Raw genomic sequence first — 16,293 nt, 5'->3', positions numbered from 1 at the left:
ACCGAATAGCCCCATGATTTGTCATTTCACACCCCCATCGCAACAAGCCGACGGTTAAGCAGATTCACTGCACCACTGATGCTCCAACTGATGACCAGATACGCCGCCATCACGACAATCACCCCCTCCAGACTGCGACCTGACTGGTTGGCGACGGTCCCATAGACATTGAACAGGTCTGGGTAGCCAATCGCGATGCCCAGCGAAGTTGTCTTGGCCAAGCTGATGTACTGATTTCCAAATGCAGGCAGCACTACGCGGAACACTTGAGGCACCACTACATCGCGATAAGTACGTCCACGGCTCATACCGAGCGCTGCCGCCGCCTCCCACTGACCGCGTGCTAGAGCGAGAATCGCTCCACGGACAATCTCCGCAATGAAGGCCGCCGTATAGACAGTCAGGCCAAGAAGCAGCGCCACGAACTCTGGTGAAGTCGAGATGCCGCCCTCGACGATGAAGCCTTTAACCTCCGGCGTAGTCGTCGTCAGGGGGAATCCCATAGCAATGGACACGACCAGTGATAGCAAACTTCCACCGCAGAGAAGATCCCGATATCGCTTGCTAGCGAATGCTGCTGCCAGCAATCCAACACATGCAACCAGCAACCACACTGCCGCGGGGGATGCGCTTTGCGTCAGCGTCAGCCCTGGCAAGAACAGGCCTTGCCGACTAAAGATGACGCCGCCATACCAGCGCACAGCGTCGTCAAGTCCCGGCATCCTCAGCACGACCGCGAAGTACCAAAACACGAGTTGGATGAGCATCGGCGTGTTCCGGAGGAGTTCAACGATGCCGAAGGACAACTGGCGAACGAGCCAGTTGTGAGCCAAACGTCCCATACCGAGGAAGACGCCCAGTACGGTGCTCAGTAGAATCGCCAGCGTTGCGACTTTCAACGTATTGAAGAAGCCAGCCAGAAGCGCACTGGCATTGCTGTCGCTGGACTGGAAGGACCGCAGCCCTTCACTGCTAAAAACCAGGCCTTCGCTGATATCGAAGCCGGCAACCTGGTTAAGGAACCCCATGTCAAACGCGATGCCGTTGCGCGCCAGTCCTGCTCGTACGCTAAGGCCAAACCAAATCACCAGCGCGATTACGGCAAGTACGATGGTCGCTTGCTTCAACCCATGCAGGAGCTTGCGGCGAACCCTGACCTTGTTAGGAATCAAGTGAGCTTCGGTTAGCGGGAGCGTCAAGGGCTTGTCCATCTTTGTCTCCTCCAGTCCACGCCTGCTGCTTAGATCCAGGGCGGCGAATAGATGGCGCCGCCTTCCGACCAGAGGGCGTTCGGCGTTCCACGACGGCCGATCGCGTACGGCGTCGTGGGCCCCAGGTTCCGGTTGTAGATCTCGCCGAAATTGCCAACCTGGCCGACAACCTTCGACACGAAATCAGCCGGCAGGCCAAAGTCAGGGCCGAAGCTTCCGTTCACACCGAGGAACTTCTGCACAAACGGGTCCTTGGACTTCTGCGCCTGACCAATCGTCTTCGAGTCAATCTTGCTTTCCTCGGCCTGGAAGGTGGCGAACATGATCCAGCGCAATGCATTCCTCCAGCGCGAATCGTTTGCGACGATGAAGCCCGCAAAGGGTGACTTGTCCAGAGACTCGGGAAGAATCGTGTAGTCCTGGGGCTTGGGAGCGTTAGCCTTCCATGACGCAAGGGCTGAGCGGTCCGTGGCCATACCATTGCAACGACCGGATTCCATCGCTGCGAACAGCTTTTCCAGGTTTTCGTACGTCAGGACCTTCGTCGACGGGTTCCAGCCCTCTGCCTTGATATAGCCGGCAAGCGTTTGCTCGGTCGCGGAACCTTGCGTCGTACAGATGGTGGCGCCGTTGAGTTCCTTGACGCTCTTAATCTTGTCGCCCTTCACCATCACGCCATTACCGTCGTAGAAGTAGATTGGCAGGAAGTCGACGGTGATGGCAGACTCGCGGCCCGGCTTCACGGTCGTGTGAGCGAACACGACGTCGACCTGGTTGGTCTGCACTGCATTGAACCGGCTCTTGTCGGTGACGACAATGAACTTGACCTTCTTTGCGTCGCCGAGAACTGCTGCAGCCACCGCACGGCATAGGTCGACGTCAATGCCTTCGAGCTGGCCCGTCTTCGTGTTGAGGTATCCGAAACCCGGCGTGGAGTTGTCGGTACCGCAGTTCAGTACGCCTCGCTGCTTCACCGTGTCCAGAAGCGACGTGCCAGCATGCGCCGGCGTGGTGACAACAGCGACGAGCGCGGCAGCAAGCAGGCCGCGAATGCCTTGTACTGCGAGTTTCATGTCCGGCTCCTGTTCAAGTGGGGGAGAAGCAGGGCCAATTTAAGGAGATTGGTATAGTTAGGTCTACTGATGTTTTCTAACTGGATACGTTAGCTTAACTGTTCAATTTCTCAGGGTATCTCCCTAGGGGTTTACGTATGGACCTTTCGCGTCTGAAGGTACTGAGAGAGCTGTCACGGTGCGGGACAATGGCCGCGGCTGCGGAGGCGTTGTACCTCACTCCGTCCGCTGTATCGCAGCAAATCGCGCAGTTGGAAGTCGAAGCGGGTGTGGCACTCACCGAACGAAGAGGCCGCGGTGTTCGGCTAACTCCAGCGGGTGAGGCGCTTGTCGGGTATGCGGAGCGCGTCATGGTGGTGCTGGACGAGGCCAAGTCAGAGATGGCCCAGCTACGCCGCGAGATTGCGGGCGAACTCCGGGTGGCGGCCTTTCCGTCAATCGCCTCGGTGGTGTTGCCTCAGACGGTCACAGCACTGCGGAGGGTTTTTCCCCGCTTGCAGATCATCCTCGATGAAATGGAGCCAACCGATGGCCTGGCTGCCCTGCGCTCCTGGCGCGTGGACGTTGCCATCATCGATGACCTTTCGACCATCCTGGATGGCAAGCAGTCGGGTATTGGACGTATCCCCCTGACGGAAGACGTGCTCTATGCTTTGGTGCCTGGCCGTCATGAGCTCGCCAGAAAGCATTCGTTGTCGGTCTCCGACCTCAAAAGAGAATTCTGGGCTCTCGATTCCACGTCGAGTGCATATGGCGATTTCATCACCAACCTCTGCCGGCGCACGGGATTCGAGCCTCGGCTCAACGCTGCCTGCAAGGGCTTCGAGATGGTCGCGGCGATGGTGGCCTCTGGCTGCTCCGTCTCCGTCGCACCAGGTCTTCGGCTGACGCGAAAGCTCGAAGGGATACGAGCGATCAAGCTTCGCCCGGAGGCGCGCCGGAAAATCTCAGTAGCCTATCGAAGTGGGGAAAAGGATCATCCAGCCGTGAAAGTCTTCGTGGAAGAGTTGCTGCGCTCGGCGGCCCTACTTAGCCCCCATGGCAGCACGACGAGCAGTTCAGCCACGAGCTAGTAAAGCGCCCGCGATTGCTGCGCTGCGGCAGATTACGGGGGCGCGTGAGATCGCGCAACTCCTGGATGGCCACTGGCGGCCCAAAGCTCGACCGGATCAAGCCATGGGCGAGCAGATCGGCAATCCACATCGCGTCGTTGACGTCGGTCTTGCGCCCAGGCACGTTGCGGATGTGCTGGGCGTTGGCCAGCACCAATTCGAAGTTGCCCTCGAGGATGTGCGCAGGGCTGCGGGTCCAACTATTGAACGAACTCAGGGCACCAAGGATGAGCCGACCTCGTTGCCGATACCAGATGGCATCTTATGCCGATCCAATCGCAAGTCACCAACCGCAAGCGCGCTTCATCCTTTCGGGTCCGGGCGCGCCCGATGCACAACTATTGACTTCGGCACCCTGAATCCCTCGCGCCTCAGCAAAAATATTGCTTTTGGCGCCGCTGCGGATTGGCTGCCGAACCCGAGACACACCGACAGTAACCAAGGCTACGCGTCGTCGACAAAGCTGCCTCTTGGATCACTCGCGCCAGCACGATTTGTAGCGTGGACTCCCTGATGCCGTGAGTTTGATAGAATTTGCGCAAAAGCTTGCAATGAAAGCTAAGTGAGAATTCCACTCATGGCCACTACTTCTGCTACAGCCAAGATGCTGACTATTACGAATCCGGCGTGCCTCGTAGAGGGTTCTGACAGCGAATTTCGGCATCTCGTAAACGGCTTGCTGCCATTCGCCGCGCGCCTGCTCTCGGTTCGCGATGGCTTCGGCAGCCTGATCGGCCTGACTGGCGTCCAGTATTCCCTGCTCCGCTCGATTTCTCACCTTTCCCAGAAGGGCGAAGTTTCGGTCAACCAACTGGGTGACCATCTTCATCTGAGCGGGCCATTCATTACCATCGAGACGAACAAGCTCAAGGAGTTGGGCCTGATCGAGAAAAAGCCGCATCCCGACGACAAGCGCAAGATGCGGCTTACGATCACTGCCCGGGGAACGAAGCTGCTTGGTGAACTGCTCCCCGTTCAGCAGCAGATCAATGACGTGTTATTCGACAGCATCACAAAATCGGAGTTCAAGATGTTGTGCTCGGTTGTCGACCGGCTCGTTGCGAATGGTGACCGCGCTGCGCTCGATCTGGAGCACTTGAAAGCCCGCAAGCAGAAAGGCTGACGGGCTTTCTCAGAACCCTTCGCGCGATATCTCTTCCCTAGCGATTGACAGGCGCTGCAGGCTCAAGACTATGGTCTGACTGCACGTGCGCGGCCCCCTTCACGCCCGCAGCCTTGATACCGCGCTGGTCGACGAGCCCGATACTGATCGTTGCGACGATTGCCGGAATTGCGATGGCAAGGAAGTTCAACTGCAACGGGAGTTGCATTGCGACCAGCGCACCAATCGCAATAGGCGCCAGAATTGCGCCACTGCGTCCGACTCCGGAAGCCCAGCCAATGCCGGTCGAGCGTACTGCCATCGGATAGTACTGGCCGACATAGGCATACGCCAGAATCTGTGTGCCGATAGTGGTAGCCCCGGCCACAGCAACGAGAAAGTAGACGACTTCAATAGGATGCTTGTACCCGAGCAGCGATATCGACACGCCTGCAAGCGCAAAGAAGACCATCAGTACGTACTTGATGTTGAATCTATCGGCCAGCCAGCCGCCACCAATGGCTCCGAAAATTGCCCCGAAGTTGAGAACGAGCACGAAAGTCAACGCAGAGCCCAGGCTATACCCCGCACTGGCCATCAGTTTGGCGAGCCAGGAACTGAGCGCATACACCATGAACATGCACATGAAAAACGCCGTCCAGAACATGGCCGTGCTGAAGCCACGCCCATCCTGGAACAGGTGACGGATCGGCGTCCCATCGGCCTTGTCCTGCGACGGCAGCGCGAAATGATCACCCGCCTGCGGACGATAGCTTGGCTCGATCTTCGCAACCGTCTCACGCAATTCATCGAAGCGCCCCTGCTTGATCAGGAACGGCATGGATTCGGGCAGCGATTTGAGAACCAGCGGAATCAGAAGCACCGGAAGCCCCGCCGCGATGAAGACCGACTGCCAGCCGTACGATGCAATGAAGCTCTTGCCAAGAATCGCAGCCAGGACCCCTCCCACTGCATAGCCGCTGAACATCAATGTGACCATTGTGCTCCGGATACGTTTCGGTGAGTACTCGGTCATCTGGGCCACCACGTTTGGCATGACGCCACCGATTCCCAGGCCCGCCAGGAACCTGGCGATACTGAAGAGGACCGGATCCCTCGTGCATCCGGCCGCGGCCGTGAAGACACTGAACAAGGCAATGCAGATCGCCATGGCTCGAGGACGGCTGATTCTGTCGGCAATGGTGCCGAGGAAGATGGCGCCCACCATCATCCCGAACAAGGCGGAGCTCACCATGAAGCCGGCTTTCGTCGCATCGACACCCAGGTCTTTCATGATCGATGGCAAGGCGATGCCCGCCACTGCCAGGTCATATCCGTCGAAGATGATGATGAGCGCGCACCAGAACAGAACCTGCGCGTGAAAACGGTTGAAGCGGGCGTCGTCGGCCAGCTTGTGAACGTCAATGTGACGCATGTCTTGTCTCCTCCATGCATTGCGCACGTTGAATAGAATGCCTGCCAAAGGACTGCCTGAGGCAGGTGCAGTGTTACTGCGTGAGTAAAGTTTCGGATGCGTCAGCGGCTTCCGCACAGATCACGCGCCCTGTACAAGCGGCCCGCTTGTCATGCGTCGCCGGGCTGACTCGAGTTCCTTTGTAGATATTTTTATTATCTAGTTTTCAAAGCTTTCTTTCCGTAAAGGATAGTGCGTGGCTGCCTTGGATGTAGCGGGGATAAACCCTGAGAAGCGCGAAGATCTTGCGACGAAGTCTGAGACGCGGTGTTGTCACCGCGGCGCGGCCAGGAGGGAAGAGAGCCAGCATGTAGACGTTCCAGAACGCCAAGCAAATTGGGGGCGCATCGCCCCAATTTGCTTGGCCCTCACATGCAGAATGCAGCGCCGCTGCTTAGCCTCGCTCGTGACGCAACGCGGCTTCCACCGCCATGCCGATGGCAAGTAGCCGGCGGTCTGACCCGCGCCGACCAAACAGCATGAGGCCAACGGGCGCATCGCCCAGGAAATGGCATGGGACAGACAGCGCGCAAAGGTCGAGCATGTTCGCGATGGCCGGGTTGCGCAACAGAAGCCGGTTGGTACTGAAGAACGCCTCGTCGTGCTCCAACTCATGGATGCCCGGCGCGACGATGGGAACCGTGGGCAACACGACCGCATCGAACTCCGCAAGCTCGCCGTCCGCACGATGGCAAAGCTGCGCCCGTCTGCGCAGCATGCGCACGTAGTCGGAAGCACCCTGCCCTTCCGCTAAGCGGATACGCGACAGCACGCGAGGGTCGTAGCGGTCGGCCTGACTGTCAATCAGCTCCGCATGCCAGGCCATGGCTTCCGCGGCAACCAGGCCTCCATTTGCACCGAGGTCCGTCAAACCGTTCCAACTGTCGAAGGTCACGTCTCTGAGCAGCGCGCCCGATGCGGACAGCCGGCGCAGCGTTCGGCTGAAGACCTCCGCAACTTCAGCGGACATCCCGTCCAGGACGATTCCCGCCGGTACTGCCAGACGCAGCCCGGCAAGCTGCGCTGCACCGCGTGGCGGAGCCTCGCCGGTCAGCACTGCGTCGACGGCGGCACAGCAAGCCACGGTGTTGGCCAGACATCCGACGGAGTCATAGGAGCTTGACAGCGGCACGATGCCGTCCAGAGGCACGCGGCTCGCCGTCGGCTTGAAGCCGACGATCCCGCAAAGCGCGGCGGGGATCCGGCATGAGCCGCCTGTGTCAGACCCGATCGCGGCCAGTGCCATGCCATCCGTTACCGAGACGGCCGCACCGGAGGACGAGCCCCCGGGAATGCGCCCGGCTTGCCGGTCATACGGATTGCGGGGCGTGCCATAGTGCGGATTGATGCCGACACCAGAGTAGGCAAACTCGGTCATGTTGGTACGGCCAACAAGCACTGCGCCCGCTGCCCTCAGCCGCGCAATGGCAGGCGCGTCCTGAACGGCAGGTTGTTCCGGCATGACACGCGCGCCAGCCCGCGTAATGTCGCCCTGGACGTCGAACAGGTCCTTGACCGAGATCGGGATCCCGGACAAGGGGCCGGTAACGCCCTGCTCACGCAGCATGTCACTGGACTGCGCCTGCTTGTGCGCCGCCATACTCACGCCGTGCGGGAAGACCCTGCTGCCTTCGCCGCCTGGATCGAAGATGCGCTCCACGCATGATGTCAGCAATGACAAGGCATTGGCGCTGCCGTCAGCCAGTTGGCGCTGCGCGAAGGAGATGGTTGTCGCCATGGTCGATTCTCCGAAGCGTGAGCGGCTAGGCAGCCCGGGCCTGTGTGGACAACTCGTCTTGCAGCGAGTAGCTGCCCAGCAGGTTATCCACGAGACCCGATGCCTTCTTCCAGTCGTACGTGCGGTACGCATGTCCCTTGGTCACGAAGGTGGCGCCTGCATAGAACATTTCGTACTGGTTGTGCCGCGACGCGAATTCGGAGCCAACCGCGTCCCAGGCAAGCTTGAAGAACTTGACGCGCTCTTCCGGACTGCAAACCGGGGACTTCTGCGTCTTGGCGATGATCTCGGCGAGGGCCGGGTTGTTGAAGTCCTCGATGCTCGAAGGGAGCATGATCATCCCGCCTCCGGCGAGTTCGCGCAGTGTGTTGAGCACCTTGGCGTAAAGCTGCTGGGTCACGACTTGAGAGCCATAGAGCATGCCGCGGTCCGGTACGAAGTAGCCGGCCTGGGTCACCTGTCCCTTCGCTTCCATGCCGTACACCCACGCCTCGACCATCCCCGCTTCCGCGGCAAGCTGGCCGAGCATTTCCTTCACTTGAGGAAAGCCGCTGGTGCCATTGATCTCGGTAATCTTGTGAGCCAGGCCCACAAGGAAACGCAGCTTCACCATCAGCCGTACCTGGCACTGGTAGTTCTGGTACACGTGAGCAGGCGTTGCATGGAACTGTCTGGCGCACATGGCCACGTCACCCGCGACAAAAATGCGCTCCCAGGGGACCTTGACGTCGTCGAAGTAGAGCACGGCATCGTTCTCGTCAAAGCGGCTGGCCATGGGATTGTCGAAAACCGACGTCGCATTGGCCTCGTACGACTTGCGCGACAGCACCTTCAGCCCCTTGGTGTTCATCGGGATGGCGAACGAGAGCGCGTACATCTCGTCGCCCTCGCGCAGCGGCTGGATGCAACTGCAGAACACCTCGTTGGCCATGATGCCGCTGGTAGCCAGCATCTTTGCACCACGCACCGTGATGCCTTCCGCGTCCTGGTCGACAATCCCCACGGCCAGATACTTGTCCTCCTGCTCGTGGGCAGCCTTTGACTGGTTCGCCTGCGGGTTGACGATCACATAGGTCAGGAACAGGTCATTGTCACGGGCGTACCTGTAGTAATCCCGCAGGGCACCAGCGCGTGCGGGATCCGCCTGCTCGAACACGTCGATGCCCATGACCATGCCCGAGATGCAGGACGCGACGTGATCCGGGGAGCGTCCCATGAACCCGTAGTGGAGCTCGGTCCACGCTTCCAGCATGTGACGACGCTCGACGAGCTCGTTGTAGCTGGTGGGCAACTGCCAGATGCGGCTCACCCGCTTGTCTGTGCCCTCCGGCCGGAAGGTCATCTTGTCGACCTGCCCGGGACGCGCCTGGAAATCGTAGAGGTTGGCATAGCTGCGAATGGAATTGCGGAATGCCGGATGCGTGGTGACATCGCTGACTCGCTTGCCATCGATGTACACCTCGCGACCATCGCGCAGCATGGCGATATGCTGGTTGCCCGTCTTGATCATGTCGTTCTCCTGTCCTGTATGTCTGTGCGTTCTGCGTTTAGGCGTGGGTGCGGATATCTTCAAGAACCCGGTACTTTCCGCCGAAGAAGATCAGTGGCCGGCCATCGTGCCGGGCCTGGTGATTCACGACGCGTCCGATGAAGATCACGTGGTCTCCGCCGTCGTGTTGCGCATAGGGTTCGCATTCGAAAGTGGCAAGGGCATCCGGCAACAGGACGTGCTCCTGCTGACGAGCTGCGAGTTCGATGCCGTCCCACTTTCCGGAGCACGCCCTGGCAAACCGGTTCGAAACGTCCTGCTGAGCTTCGGCGAGGACATTGACCGCATATCGCGGCGCGGCGCTCAGGTCGCCCAGACTCAGACATCTGCGATCGACCGAAAACAGGATCAACGGCGGATCCAACGAAACCGCGTTGAACGATGCCACCGTGATACCAACCGGCGCGCCCTCGTCCCGCCGGGCCGTGATGACTGCCACGCCGGTTGCGAACATGCCGAGGGTGTTGCGGAACTTGCGCTGTGCATCTACATCCACTTGCGCGTTACCTTGGTTGTTCCTTGATTCAGCCATCTTGCCTCCCGCATTGGTTACGCCGCATCTTCTCTTCGTTTAATAGCTTTGTTTATTAGCTACTATTCAACGTGAAAGTGTGGAACCATGCAAGGTAGTGGAAACCCTCGGAAGCAGCGCAATACAACGCTCGCCAGCCGGGATCTTCTGCTGCATAAGGATTGGCGGGCGGTCGCGCCTATCAGACCGGGGCACATGTTCCCTCGAACATGCCGGCAGTACCGAGGGCGCACGTGTAGGGCCACCCCTACTTCCCACCGAGCGCCTGCGCATCTCGCTCCCGCCGGCGTCCAGCCACCTGCGCCAGCGCACTCACGTCGGACCAATCGCTAGGGTTTCCACCAACTTGCATGCCATCAGTGTCTGACGTTCAATAAAAGCTAACTTGCAAAGCTTTGTTTAAAGCTTACTTTGCACCTGGTTAATTTTCTGTACGTTCCCTTGCCTTGATCACGGAGACACCATGGCTATCAACAAACTGCACGACGAATTCCACACACTGGACCTGTCCTCCGGCTGGGAGGTCCCGGAAGGCTACCCCGCGGGGATTCAGCAGAAGATCCTGTCCGGATCGCTGGACGAAGGCGTTCGCGCGGGCAGCCGCACGCGGCTCCTGCGCTTCGACCCGGGCGTGTTCACCAAGTCCCCCTTCGTGCATGAATACTGGGAAGAAGTCTTCCTGCTCAGTGGCGACCTCACCGTCGGCAACGACGCAAACGGTGAAGGCGGCGAGGCGTTCTCGCCTAACACCTACGCATGCCGACCGCCGGGCGCCTTCCATGGCCCGTTCAAGTCCCACGGGGGCTGCATGCTGCTGGAAATCCATTACTACGATCCGGCTTGATCGGTCCAACCGAAAGGCCTGCTGGAAGACGTTCCTGCCAGACGGCCAATGTCATCCACACTCGCACGACAAGAACTGAGCATGAAAACCCTCACTTTTGACATCGAAAGCAGCCAGGGCAAGCAGCAGCGCGCGCTGGTCATCGGCCAGCTCATCGTGGCAGGCTGGACCGGCCGCGACGTGGCAGCCATGGAAGCGCATATCAAGGAACTTGAGGAACTCGGCGTAAAGCGCCCGCCGTACACACCGGTGTTCTATCGCGTCGCGGCGGAACGACTCGGGCCCGCTTCCGACATCCAGGTGAGCGGCGAAGCCAGCAGTGGCGAGGCGGAATTCCTCCTCGTCGGTGATGGCAGCGATATCCTGGTAGGGATTGCGTCAGACCATACGGATCGCGAAGCGGAAACCTATGGCATCACGCTTTCCAAGCAGATGTGCGAGAAGCCATGCGCCTCCACGCTGTGGCGGCTCGAGGAGGTCCGGGGACATTGGGACAAGTTGGTGCTGCGCTCGTACGCCACCATCGGTGGGGAGCGGGTGCTGTACCAGGAAGGGCCTGTCACCGCCATGCGCTCCCCCGCCGACCTGCTGGAACGCTTCGCCAACCATGGCGGAAAGTTCGGCGATGGCAGCGCGATGTTGTGTGGCACGCTGCCGGCAATTGGCGGCATCCGCCCCGCCGAGCAATTCGAAATCGAACTGGAGGATCCGGTTCTTCAACGCACGCTGCGCCACACTTACGCCGTTTCGACGCTGCCCATTGCAGGCTAGGACACTCCCCTCGCCCTGCCTGCCGCTCAGGCCGCCGGGCTCCCGCGGCCTGTACTGACCTCGAACTGAGCGGCGTGAGCCGCTCATTCAATCGAGGTCAGTTTCCCAATTCAGTCCTCCGCGCCCTCGCGGCCGCCAATCTCAACCGTGGCAGCGGCGGACCTGCAGGTGACCGAGATCGAGCGCCGCGCGGTCACCATTGACAACGAGCCGATCAATGACCGAACACAGCAATCTGAATTCGGTTAGCGAGACACCTTCGAAGAGCACATCGTTGATCCGCTGCTGAACCGGCAGGAGTTCATCCAGAAGCCGGTCTCCCTCTGCCGTCACGCTCAGGCACATCTTTCGTCTGTCCTCGGCATGAGACTTCTTGTCGATGATTCCGAGCTTCTTCAGCTTCCCGGTTTCGATGGTAATGAACGCTCCACTCAGGTGGAGATACTCCGCAACCTGGTTCACAGTGACCTCCCCCGATAGCGCATGGAGCGTCGCAATGGAGCGGATGATCGAATACTGTGCGCCGGTCAGATCAATGAGGCTTCCGAACCCATCCCGAACCGACAGCAGCCGTGCGGCAAACGGTAACAGGCCGTTCACCAGGGTGCGAAACTCCCGGTCCGAACCATTCACCAGGCACTCGGGATGCGTGACGGTAAGGGTCAAGTCTGTGTGCTTCGTCTTCATCATCGGTCCGAATCTCTCTCTTCCGCAAGAAAGGTGAGCATCCTCGCAAAGGGGCCGTAAAAAATGCCGCGCTGGGCGGGTGCCAGCGCGGCAGAAAGGATCATCGATCCGCCCGAGTTCGTCGCTGCCCAGGCAGCCTTCGGCGCTGCCCGCCTGGCAGGAACCTCAACCAAACTTCGGCCCGATTCAGCCCGCCTGGCCGTACCGGCAGTTCACGCGATACTGAATTTCATCGTTGTAGTCATCCGCCACCAAGAGATGGGGGTAGTGGCCACCGGTGGAAAGCTCGACTCTGCGTGCATCAGGATAGGCGCTCACCAGTTCCTTCCACGTCTCGGCGTGGATGACCTTGTCGTCCTCGCACCAGATCAGGGTGATCCGGTCCGAGGGGAGATCGAGCGGCGCGACGGGATTTGCGACAGCGATGGTGCGAGATCGGCCGTCAAGCTCCGCTGCGGATTGCCGCGCACCCGCCGCCTCGAGCATGAAGTCTTTCAACTCCGGATTCGGCAGCGCCTGCACAAATCCAAGCCAGGCATCCTTGACGGCATCCGGATCGTTCTCGGCAAGGAAGGCAGTGCTGAACATTCGGATGAAACGCAGGCGGGCAGGGTCCAGGAACGTATTCCCTAGGACAAGGCTTTTGACCCGCGCGGTGTCGCCCCGGAGGAAGACCTGCAGCCAGTATCCACCCAGCGACGAGCCGACGAAGTGGGCCTTGTCGATGTCCAGTTCCTTCAGCAGCTCACGAAAGCTAGCAGCCATCGCCTCCGGATTCGAGGCCCCGGGATAGCCCAGCACGACAACGCGGCATGTCTCCGAGAACTTCAGCAATTGCTTGTAGAAGACCTCGACAGTGCCCAAGGTACCGGGCAGGAGAACCAGCGTTTCACGCCCCTGCCCGGCCTCCAGCACTGACCAGGCCAAACCGCCGGCAACCACAGTCCTTCGCTCCGAGCGCCCCCGGAGCACTTCCGACACGCTCCACGCGGTCCCAGCAGTCTTCGTCATATCAGAGGTCATTAAAGTCATGGCCTATCAACGGCGTTTCAAAGATCCAGAACCAGCCTGCCGCTCATCGATCGCGAGCAGCACGGCGTGATGCACTGACTATCCGCTTCCTTTTCTTCGTCGGTCTGGAACATGTCACGATGGTCGGGCTTGCCTTCGATCACCCGCGTCAGGCAGGTGCCGCATACCCCCTGCTCGCACGACACCGGGACCGCAATGCCAACGCGTGCCAGGGCCTGGACAATGGTTTCCTCCTTCGAGACCACCACTTCCGCCTGGCTGCGCGCCGCAACGACGACAAAGGAATCGCCGGTCACATCCACGTTGGCGCTAAAACGCTCGACGTGTACCTGAGAGGCCGGCCAGCCTGCCGCCTCCGCCCCACCCACCACATGATTGATGAAACCTTCCGGCCCACATATGTACATGTGGGTGTCCGGCTCCATCTCCGGCAGGCAATCCGCAAGCACGAACCGCTGGTCCGGGGTGCCATCGTCCAGATGCAGCCTGAATTTTTCGCCAAGACCCAGGGCCGCGATCTCTTCGAGGAACGCCGCCTTGTCCCGGCTTCTGCAACAGTAGTGGAGCGTATATGCCTGGCCTCGGGCGGAGAGCTCGCGGGCCATCGACAGAATGGGCGTAATCCCGATCCCGCCGGCGAAGAGAACGGAATGCTTCGCCGAAGCCAGCAGCGGGAAGTTGCACCGGGGAGAGCCGATACGGACGGAACGCCCCACGTTGAAGTCCGAGTGGATCGCCTTGGACCCGCCGCGAGACTTTCCGTCCAGCAACACCCCGATCACATAGTGGCCCCGTTCACCAGGGTGGTTGATGAGCGAGTATTGCCGGACAAGGTCCGCATCGACGTGAACGTCGATATGCGAGCCCGCGACAAACTCCGGCAACTGCTCACCGTCCGGCGACGCCAGCGTGATGCGAACGATATCGCTCGCGGCGCGCTCCCTTGCGATGACGGACACCTCTAGGCTGTTGGTAGTCATCGTATCTCCTCGCTTGCTCTTTCCTTACCCAAAATCGGACCGCTTATCTTCACGAAGCCTTTCTCGCCTCACCGTCCACCTCATTGGCAACACGTTCCTGCTGCAGCAGGCGGTCGAGCACACGGCGATAGCGCATCGGTCCTGCGTCGATTGCTAGCAGGGTCGGCGTGATCGGCGTGGGCGATTCGTCCATGCGGCGTTGCTGGGCTTCGATAATGGGCGCGTCCTGTTCCGCGAATGCGAAGGTCCGGAGCTTGCCGATCTTCTCGCGAATCTCCTCGTTCGTTTCCTCGCCCTGGGTCATCACGTTCCAGCGCACCGCGCTGTAGCGATAGTGGGTGGACCGCTCGTTCTCCGGCGTGAGCAGATGCAGCGCAAAATAGCCGGTCCCGTTCTCCTTGGGCTCACCAACCTTGCTGACGCCATACTCCAGGATCAGGTTCGACGGCGCATACCAGGAAATCGTGCTCCACTGGTCGCCTCGCTCAAGCCCGCTCAGCATCTTGAGCATGCCAGGCGTTTCCGCATCCTTGGACGGACGGCTCACGACCACCACATCGCCTCGCTGTTCGACGCCGATATCGGCGACGACCGTCCCCGCCGTGCCCAGGATGCCTTCGTGCACGTACGTGGTATGGGACAGGTCAAGCAGGTTATCGACGATCAGCTCGTAGTGCGCTGCAATCTTCAGGTACCCTGGCGTCGTGACGTGCGCAGCGGGACTTGTATCAAGGCAGCTATAGTCCGGAATCAATTCCGGGTCGGCAACGCGATCGCCCATCCAGATCCAGACAAAGCCGTGCTTCTCCACGACGGGGAACGATCGCAGATGGGCCGCGTTCGGAACGGTGCAGTTGCCGTGCGGATTCTTGACACAGGCACCGGTCGCACCGAATTCGAGTCCATGATAGGGACACTGGACCCGGTCGCCGGGAAGCAGCTTGCCCATCGACAGCGGCGCGAAACGGTGCGAGCAGCGGTCCACGATCGCGGCAGGCGAGCCATCCTCCTTGCGGAAGAAGACAACAGGCTCGCACAGAATGGTCTGTGGCACGAGCTTGCCCGCCGGCAGTTCATGCGCCCACAGGCCGACATACCATGCATTGCGGGGGAATCGGTCGGCACCTTGCTTCATCGCGGCGGGGCCTTTCACGTGCGTAATCACTGCGTTCATCTCAAAGCTCCAGGTCAACAGTCAGTCGATGCAGAACGCCAGGCCCTCAGGGCCCCGGCGCGCCCCGCCTTCAGTGCATGATGTGTCCGCCGTCGACGACTATGGTCTGTCCCGAGACGAATCCGGAAAGATCCGAGACCAGATAGATGGCCGTGCCGACCAGGTCATCCGGACGTTGCTCGCGTGACAGCGCACGCGCCTTGAGGAATGACTGCTGCCATTCCGTGGGACGGTTCTTCGTCGCATCGGTCAGCACAAAGCCCGGTGCGATGCAGTTCACCCGCACGCCATGCTGCCCGACCTCCTTCGCCAGCCCCTTCGTCATCGCCAGCACTGCGCCCTTGCTGGACACATACTGCAGATAGCCCGGCTGGCCCGCGAGGGCAACCACCGAAGCGATGTTCACGATCGCGCCGCGGCGCTGCTCGCGCATGGCGGGGAGAACGGCCTTGCAGCATTGCCAGACGCCTTTCACGTTGACAGCAAAGATGCGATCCCACTGGACCGGATCAATCTCCTCGAAGCTGGTGAGCTTGACCTCGCGGAAATAGGCGGCGTTGTTGACCAGGCCATCGATCGAGCCGAACTTCTCAAGCGTCGCTTTGGCCATGCCTTGCACCGACTGCTCGTCGCTGACGTCTGTCTTGACGTAGAGCGCGTCACCGCCGACGTCTTTGAGCGCCTGCATCGTCTCATCGGCCGGGCCCATATCAGCTACAACAACGTTGGCGCCTTGGGTAGCAAGGCCCAACGCAAACGCCTGGCCAATACCAGTCGCTGCGCCCGTGACGATCACAGTACGGCCACTCAAAAGATTCGCAGTGTTCACGTTTTGTCTCCTCCAGATGAGTTTCGTTGACTGCTGCGGGCCTGCCACTCCGCATCGTCAATTACATAACAAAGATAGCTTGCTAACTTACGTAAAAATATAGCTATTGATGTTAGATGTGTCCATGGGACAAACCCTAACGGGGGTGGCTTACGGTGCAGACGTGCTCGGGCAAGCGCGCAGCA

The 16,293-nt window shown here is 60.1% G+C and carries 15 protein-coding genes and 2 pseudogenes; 5 read left to right on the top strand and 12 right to left on the bottom strand.

Going from position 1 to position 16,293, the window contains the following annotated elements; translation table 11 throughout:
• Positions 1 to 26: 26 nt before the first annotated feature.
• Both J8I82_RS20715 and J8I82_RS20710 read right to left on the bottom strand, forming a co-directional pair.
• The gene (locus J8I82_RS20715; protein WP_209760671.1) at positions 27 to 1,211 is read right to left on the bottom strand and encodes an ABC transporter permease subunit; all 1,185 of its coding nucleotides are present in this window, start codon (positions 1,209 to 1,211) and stop codon (positions 27 to 29) included.
• A gap of 29 nt (positions 1,212 to 1,240) precedes the next feature.
• Positions 1,241 to 2,284 (bottom strand): transporter substrate-binding domain-containing protein, encoded by a 1,044-nt coding sequence (locus J8I82_RS20710; protein WP_209760668.1) that lies wholly within the window; start codon positions 2,282 to 2,284, stop codon positions 1,241 to 1,243.
• 137 nt (positions 2,285 to 2,421) lie between these two features.
• Here J8I82_RS20710 and J8I82_RS39640 point away from each other — a divergent pair.
• Positions 2,422 to 2,595 (top strand): annotated as a pseudogene (locus J8I82_RS39640) (LysR family transcriptional regulator); the annotation flags it as partial.
• Positions 2,596 to 2,634: 39 nt separating this feature from the next.
• Positions 2,635 to 3,357, top strand: coding sequence for a LysR substrate-binding domain-containing protein (locus tag J8I82_RS20705; RefSeq protein WP_431831569.1), 723 nt, complete (start codon positions 2,635 to 2,637; stop codon positions 3,355 to 3,357).
• 34 nt (positions 3,358 to 3,391) lie between these two features.
• Here J8I82_RS20705 and J8I82_RS20700 read toward each other — a convergent pair.
• Positions 3,392 to 3,574: pseudogene (locus J8I82_RS20700) on the bottom strand (IS110 family transposase); the annotation flags it as partial.
• Positions 3,575 to 3,973: 399 nt separating this feature from the next.
• On the opposite strand from J8I82_RS20700, the gene J8I82_RS20695 reads away from it, so the two are divergent.
• Positions 3,974 to 4,519, top strand: a complete 546-nt coding sequence (locus tag J8I82_RS20695; RefSeq protein ID WP_209760663.1) for a MarR family winged helix-turn-helix transcriptional regulator — start codon at positions 3,974 to 3,976, stop codon at positions 4,517 to 4,519.
• Between the two features lie 37 nt (positions 4,520 to 4,556).
• Here the strand turns inward: J8I82_RS20695 and J8I82_RS20690 are convergent, their stop codons facing one another.
• From J8I82_RS20690 to J8I82_RS20675, 4 genes are all read right to left on the bottom strand, one after another.
• Complete coding sequence (locus tag J8I82_RS20690; RefSeq protein WP_209760661.1) at positions 4,557 to 5,933, bottom strand: MFS transporter; 1,377 nt, start codon at positions 5,931 to 5,933, stop codon at positions 4,557 to 4,559.
• A gap of 433 nt (positions 5,934 to 6,366) precedes the next feature.
• On the bottom strand, positions 6,367 to 7,710 hold the full coding sequence (locus J8I82_RS20685) for an amidase (protein ID WP_209760659.1): 1,344 nt from the start codon (positions 7,708 to 7,710) through the stop codon (positions 6,367 to 6,369).
• Positions 7,711 to 7,735: 25 nt separating this feature from the next.
• Entirely contained in the window at positions 7,736 to 9,220 is a 1,485-nt protein-coding gene (locus J8I82_RS20680) for a 4-hydroxyphenylacetate 3-hydroxylase family protein (RefSeq protein WP_209760657.1), read from the bottom strand.
• A gap of 37 nt (positions 9,221 to 9,257) precedes the next feature.
• Positions 9,258 to 9,791 (bottom strand): flavin reductase family protein, encoded by a 534-nt coding sequence (locus tag J8I82_RS20675; protein ID WP_209760656.1) that lies wholly within the window; start codon positions 9,789 to 9,791, stop codon positions 9,258 to 9,260.
• 463 nt (positions 9,792 to 10,254) lie between these two features.
• On the opposite strand from J8I82_RS20675, the gene J8I82_RS20670 reads away from it, so the two are divergent.
• Together J8I82_RS20670 and J8I82_RS20665 are read left to right on the top strand one after the other, a co-directional pair.
• On the top strand, positions 10,255 to 10,635 hold the full coding sequence (locus tag J8I82_RS20670; RefSeq protein WP_209760654.1) for a cupin domain-containing protein: 381 nt from the start codon (positions 10,255 to 10,257) through the stop codon (positions 10,633 to 10,635).
• An 81-nt stretch (positions 10,636 to 10,716) separates the two neighbouring features.
• A complete protein-coding gene (locus tag J8I82_RS20665) occupies positions 10,717 to 11,406 on the top strand; it encodes a DUF2848 domain-containing protein (RefSeq protein ID WP_209760652.1) in 690 nt (229 codons plus the stop codon).
• A gap of 141 nt (positions 11,407 to 11,547) precedes the next feature.
• Here the strand turns inward: J8I82_RS20665 and J8I82_RS20660 are convergent, their stop codons facing one another.
• From J8I82_RS20660 to J8I82_RS20640, 5 genes are all read right to left on the bottom strand, one after another.
• The gene (locus tag J8I82_RS20660) at positions 11,548 to 12,093 is read right to left on the bottom strand and encodes a MarR family winged helix-turn-helix transcriptional regulator (RefSeq protein ID WP_209760935.1); all 546 of its coding nucleotides are present in this window, start codon (positions 12,091 to 12,093) and stop codon (positions 11,548 to 11,550) included.
• 186 nt (positions 12,094 to 12,279) lie between these two features.
• Positions 12,280 to 13,104, bottom strand: coding sequence for an alpha/beta fold hydrolase (locus J8I82_RS20655; RefSeq protein WP_209760650.1), 825 nt, complete (start codon positions 13,102 to 13,104; stop codon positions 12,280 to 12,282).
• Positions 13,105 to 13,142: 38 nt separating this feature from the next.
• A complete protein-coding gene (locus J8I82_RS20650) occupies positions 13,143 to 14,105 on the bottom strand; it encodes a PDR/VanB family oxidoreductase (RefSeq protein ID WP_209760648.1) in 963 nt (320 codons plus the stop codon).
• A 49-nt stretch (positions 14,106 to 14,154) separates the two neighbouring features.
• Positions 14,155 to 15,279, bottom strand: a complete 1,125-nt coding sequence (locus tag J8I82_RS20645; protein ID WP_209760646.1) for an aromatic ring-hydroxylating oxygenase subunit alpha — start codon at positions 15,277 to 15,279, stop codon at positions 14,155 to 14,157.
• 70 nt (positions 15,280 to 15,349) lie between these two features.
• Positions 15,350 to 16,108 (bottom strand): SDR family NAD(P)-dependent oxidoreductase, encoded by a 759-nt coding sequence (locus J8I82_RS20640; RefSeq protein WP_209760644.1) that lies wholly within the window; start codon positions 16,106 to 16,108, stop codon positions 15,350 to 15,352.
• Between the last annotated feature and the right edge of the window lie 185 nt (positions 16,109 to 16,293).

Source organism: Cupriavidus consociatus (assembly GCF_017814975.1).
GTDB classification, from domain to species: Bacteria; Pseudomonadota; Gammaproteobacteria; order Burkholderiales; family Burkholderiaceae; genus Cupriavidus; species Cupriavidus consociatus.
Note: the sequence above shows the minus strand (reverse complement) of the source record. Positions and strands in the feature narration are given on the sequence as shown.

Coding starts and splice junctions, on each gene's coding strand:
- J8I82_RS20715 (WP_209760671.1), bottom strand. CDS start 1,211: ATGGACAAGCCCTTGACGCTCCCGCTAACCGAAGCTCACTTGATTCCT.
- J8I82_RS20710 (WP_209760668.1), bottom strand. CDS start 2,284: ATGAAACTCGCAGTACAAGGCATTCGCGGCCTGCTTGCTGCCGCGCTC.
- J8I82_RS20705 (WP_431831569.1), top strand. CDS start 2,635: ATGGTGGTGCTGGACGAGGCCAAGTCAGAGATGGCCCAGCTACGCCGC.
- J8I82_RS20695 (WP_209760663.1), top strand. CDS start 3,974: ATGGCCACTACTTCTGCTACAGCCAAGATGCTGACTATTACGAATCCG.
- J8I82_RS20690 (WP_209760661.1), bottom strand. CDS start 5,933: ATGCGTCACATTGACGTTCACAAGCTGGCCGACGACGCCCGCTTCAAC.
- J8I82_RS20685 (WP_209760659.1), bottom strand. CDS start 7,710: ATGGCGACAACCATCTCCTTCGCGCAGCGCCAACTGGCTGACGGCAGC.
- J8I82_RS20680 (WP_209760657.1), bottom strand. CDS start 9,220: ATGATCAAGACGGGCAACCAGCATATCGCCATGCTGCGCGATGGTCGC.
- J8I82_RS20675 (WP_209760656.1), bottom strand. CDS start 9,791: ATGGCTGAATCAAGGAACAACCAAGGTAACGCGCAAGTGGATGTAGAT.
- J8I82_RS20670 (WP_209760654.1), top strand. CDS start 10,255: ATGGCTATCAACAAACTGCACGACGAATTCCACACACTGGACCTGTCC.
- J8I82_RS20665 (WP_209760652.1), top strand. CDS start 10,717: ATGAAAACCCTCACTTTTGACATCGAAAGCAGCCAGGGCAAGCAGCAG.
- J8I82_RS20660 (WP_209760935.1), bottom strand. CDS start 12,093: ATGAAGACGAAGCACACAGACTTGACCCTTACCGTCACGCATCCCGAG.
- J8I82_RS20655 (WP_209760650.1), bottom strand. CDS start 13,104: ATGACGAAGACTGCTGGGACCGCGTGGAGCGTGTCGGAAGTGCTCCGG.
- J8I82_RS20650 (WP_209760648.1), bottom strand. CDS start 14,105: ATGACTACCAACAGCCTAGAGGTGTCCGTCATCGCAAGGGAGCGCGCC.
- J8I82_RS20645 (WP_209760646.1), bottom strand. CDS start 15,279: ATGAACGCAGTGATTACGCACGTGAAAGGCCCCGCCGCGATGAAGCAA.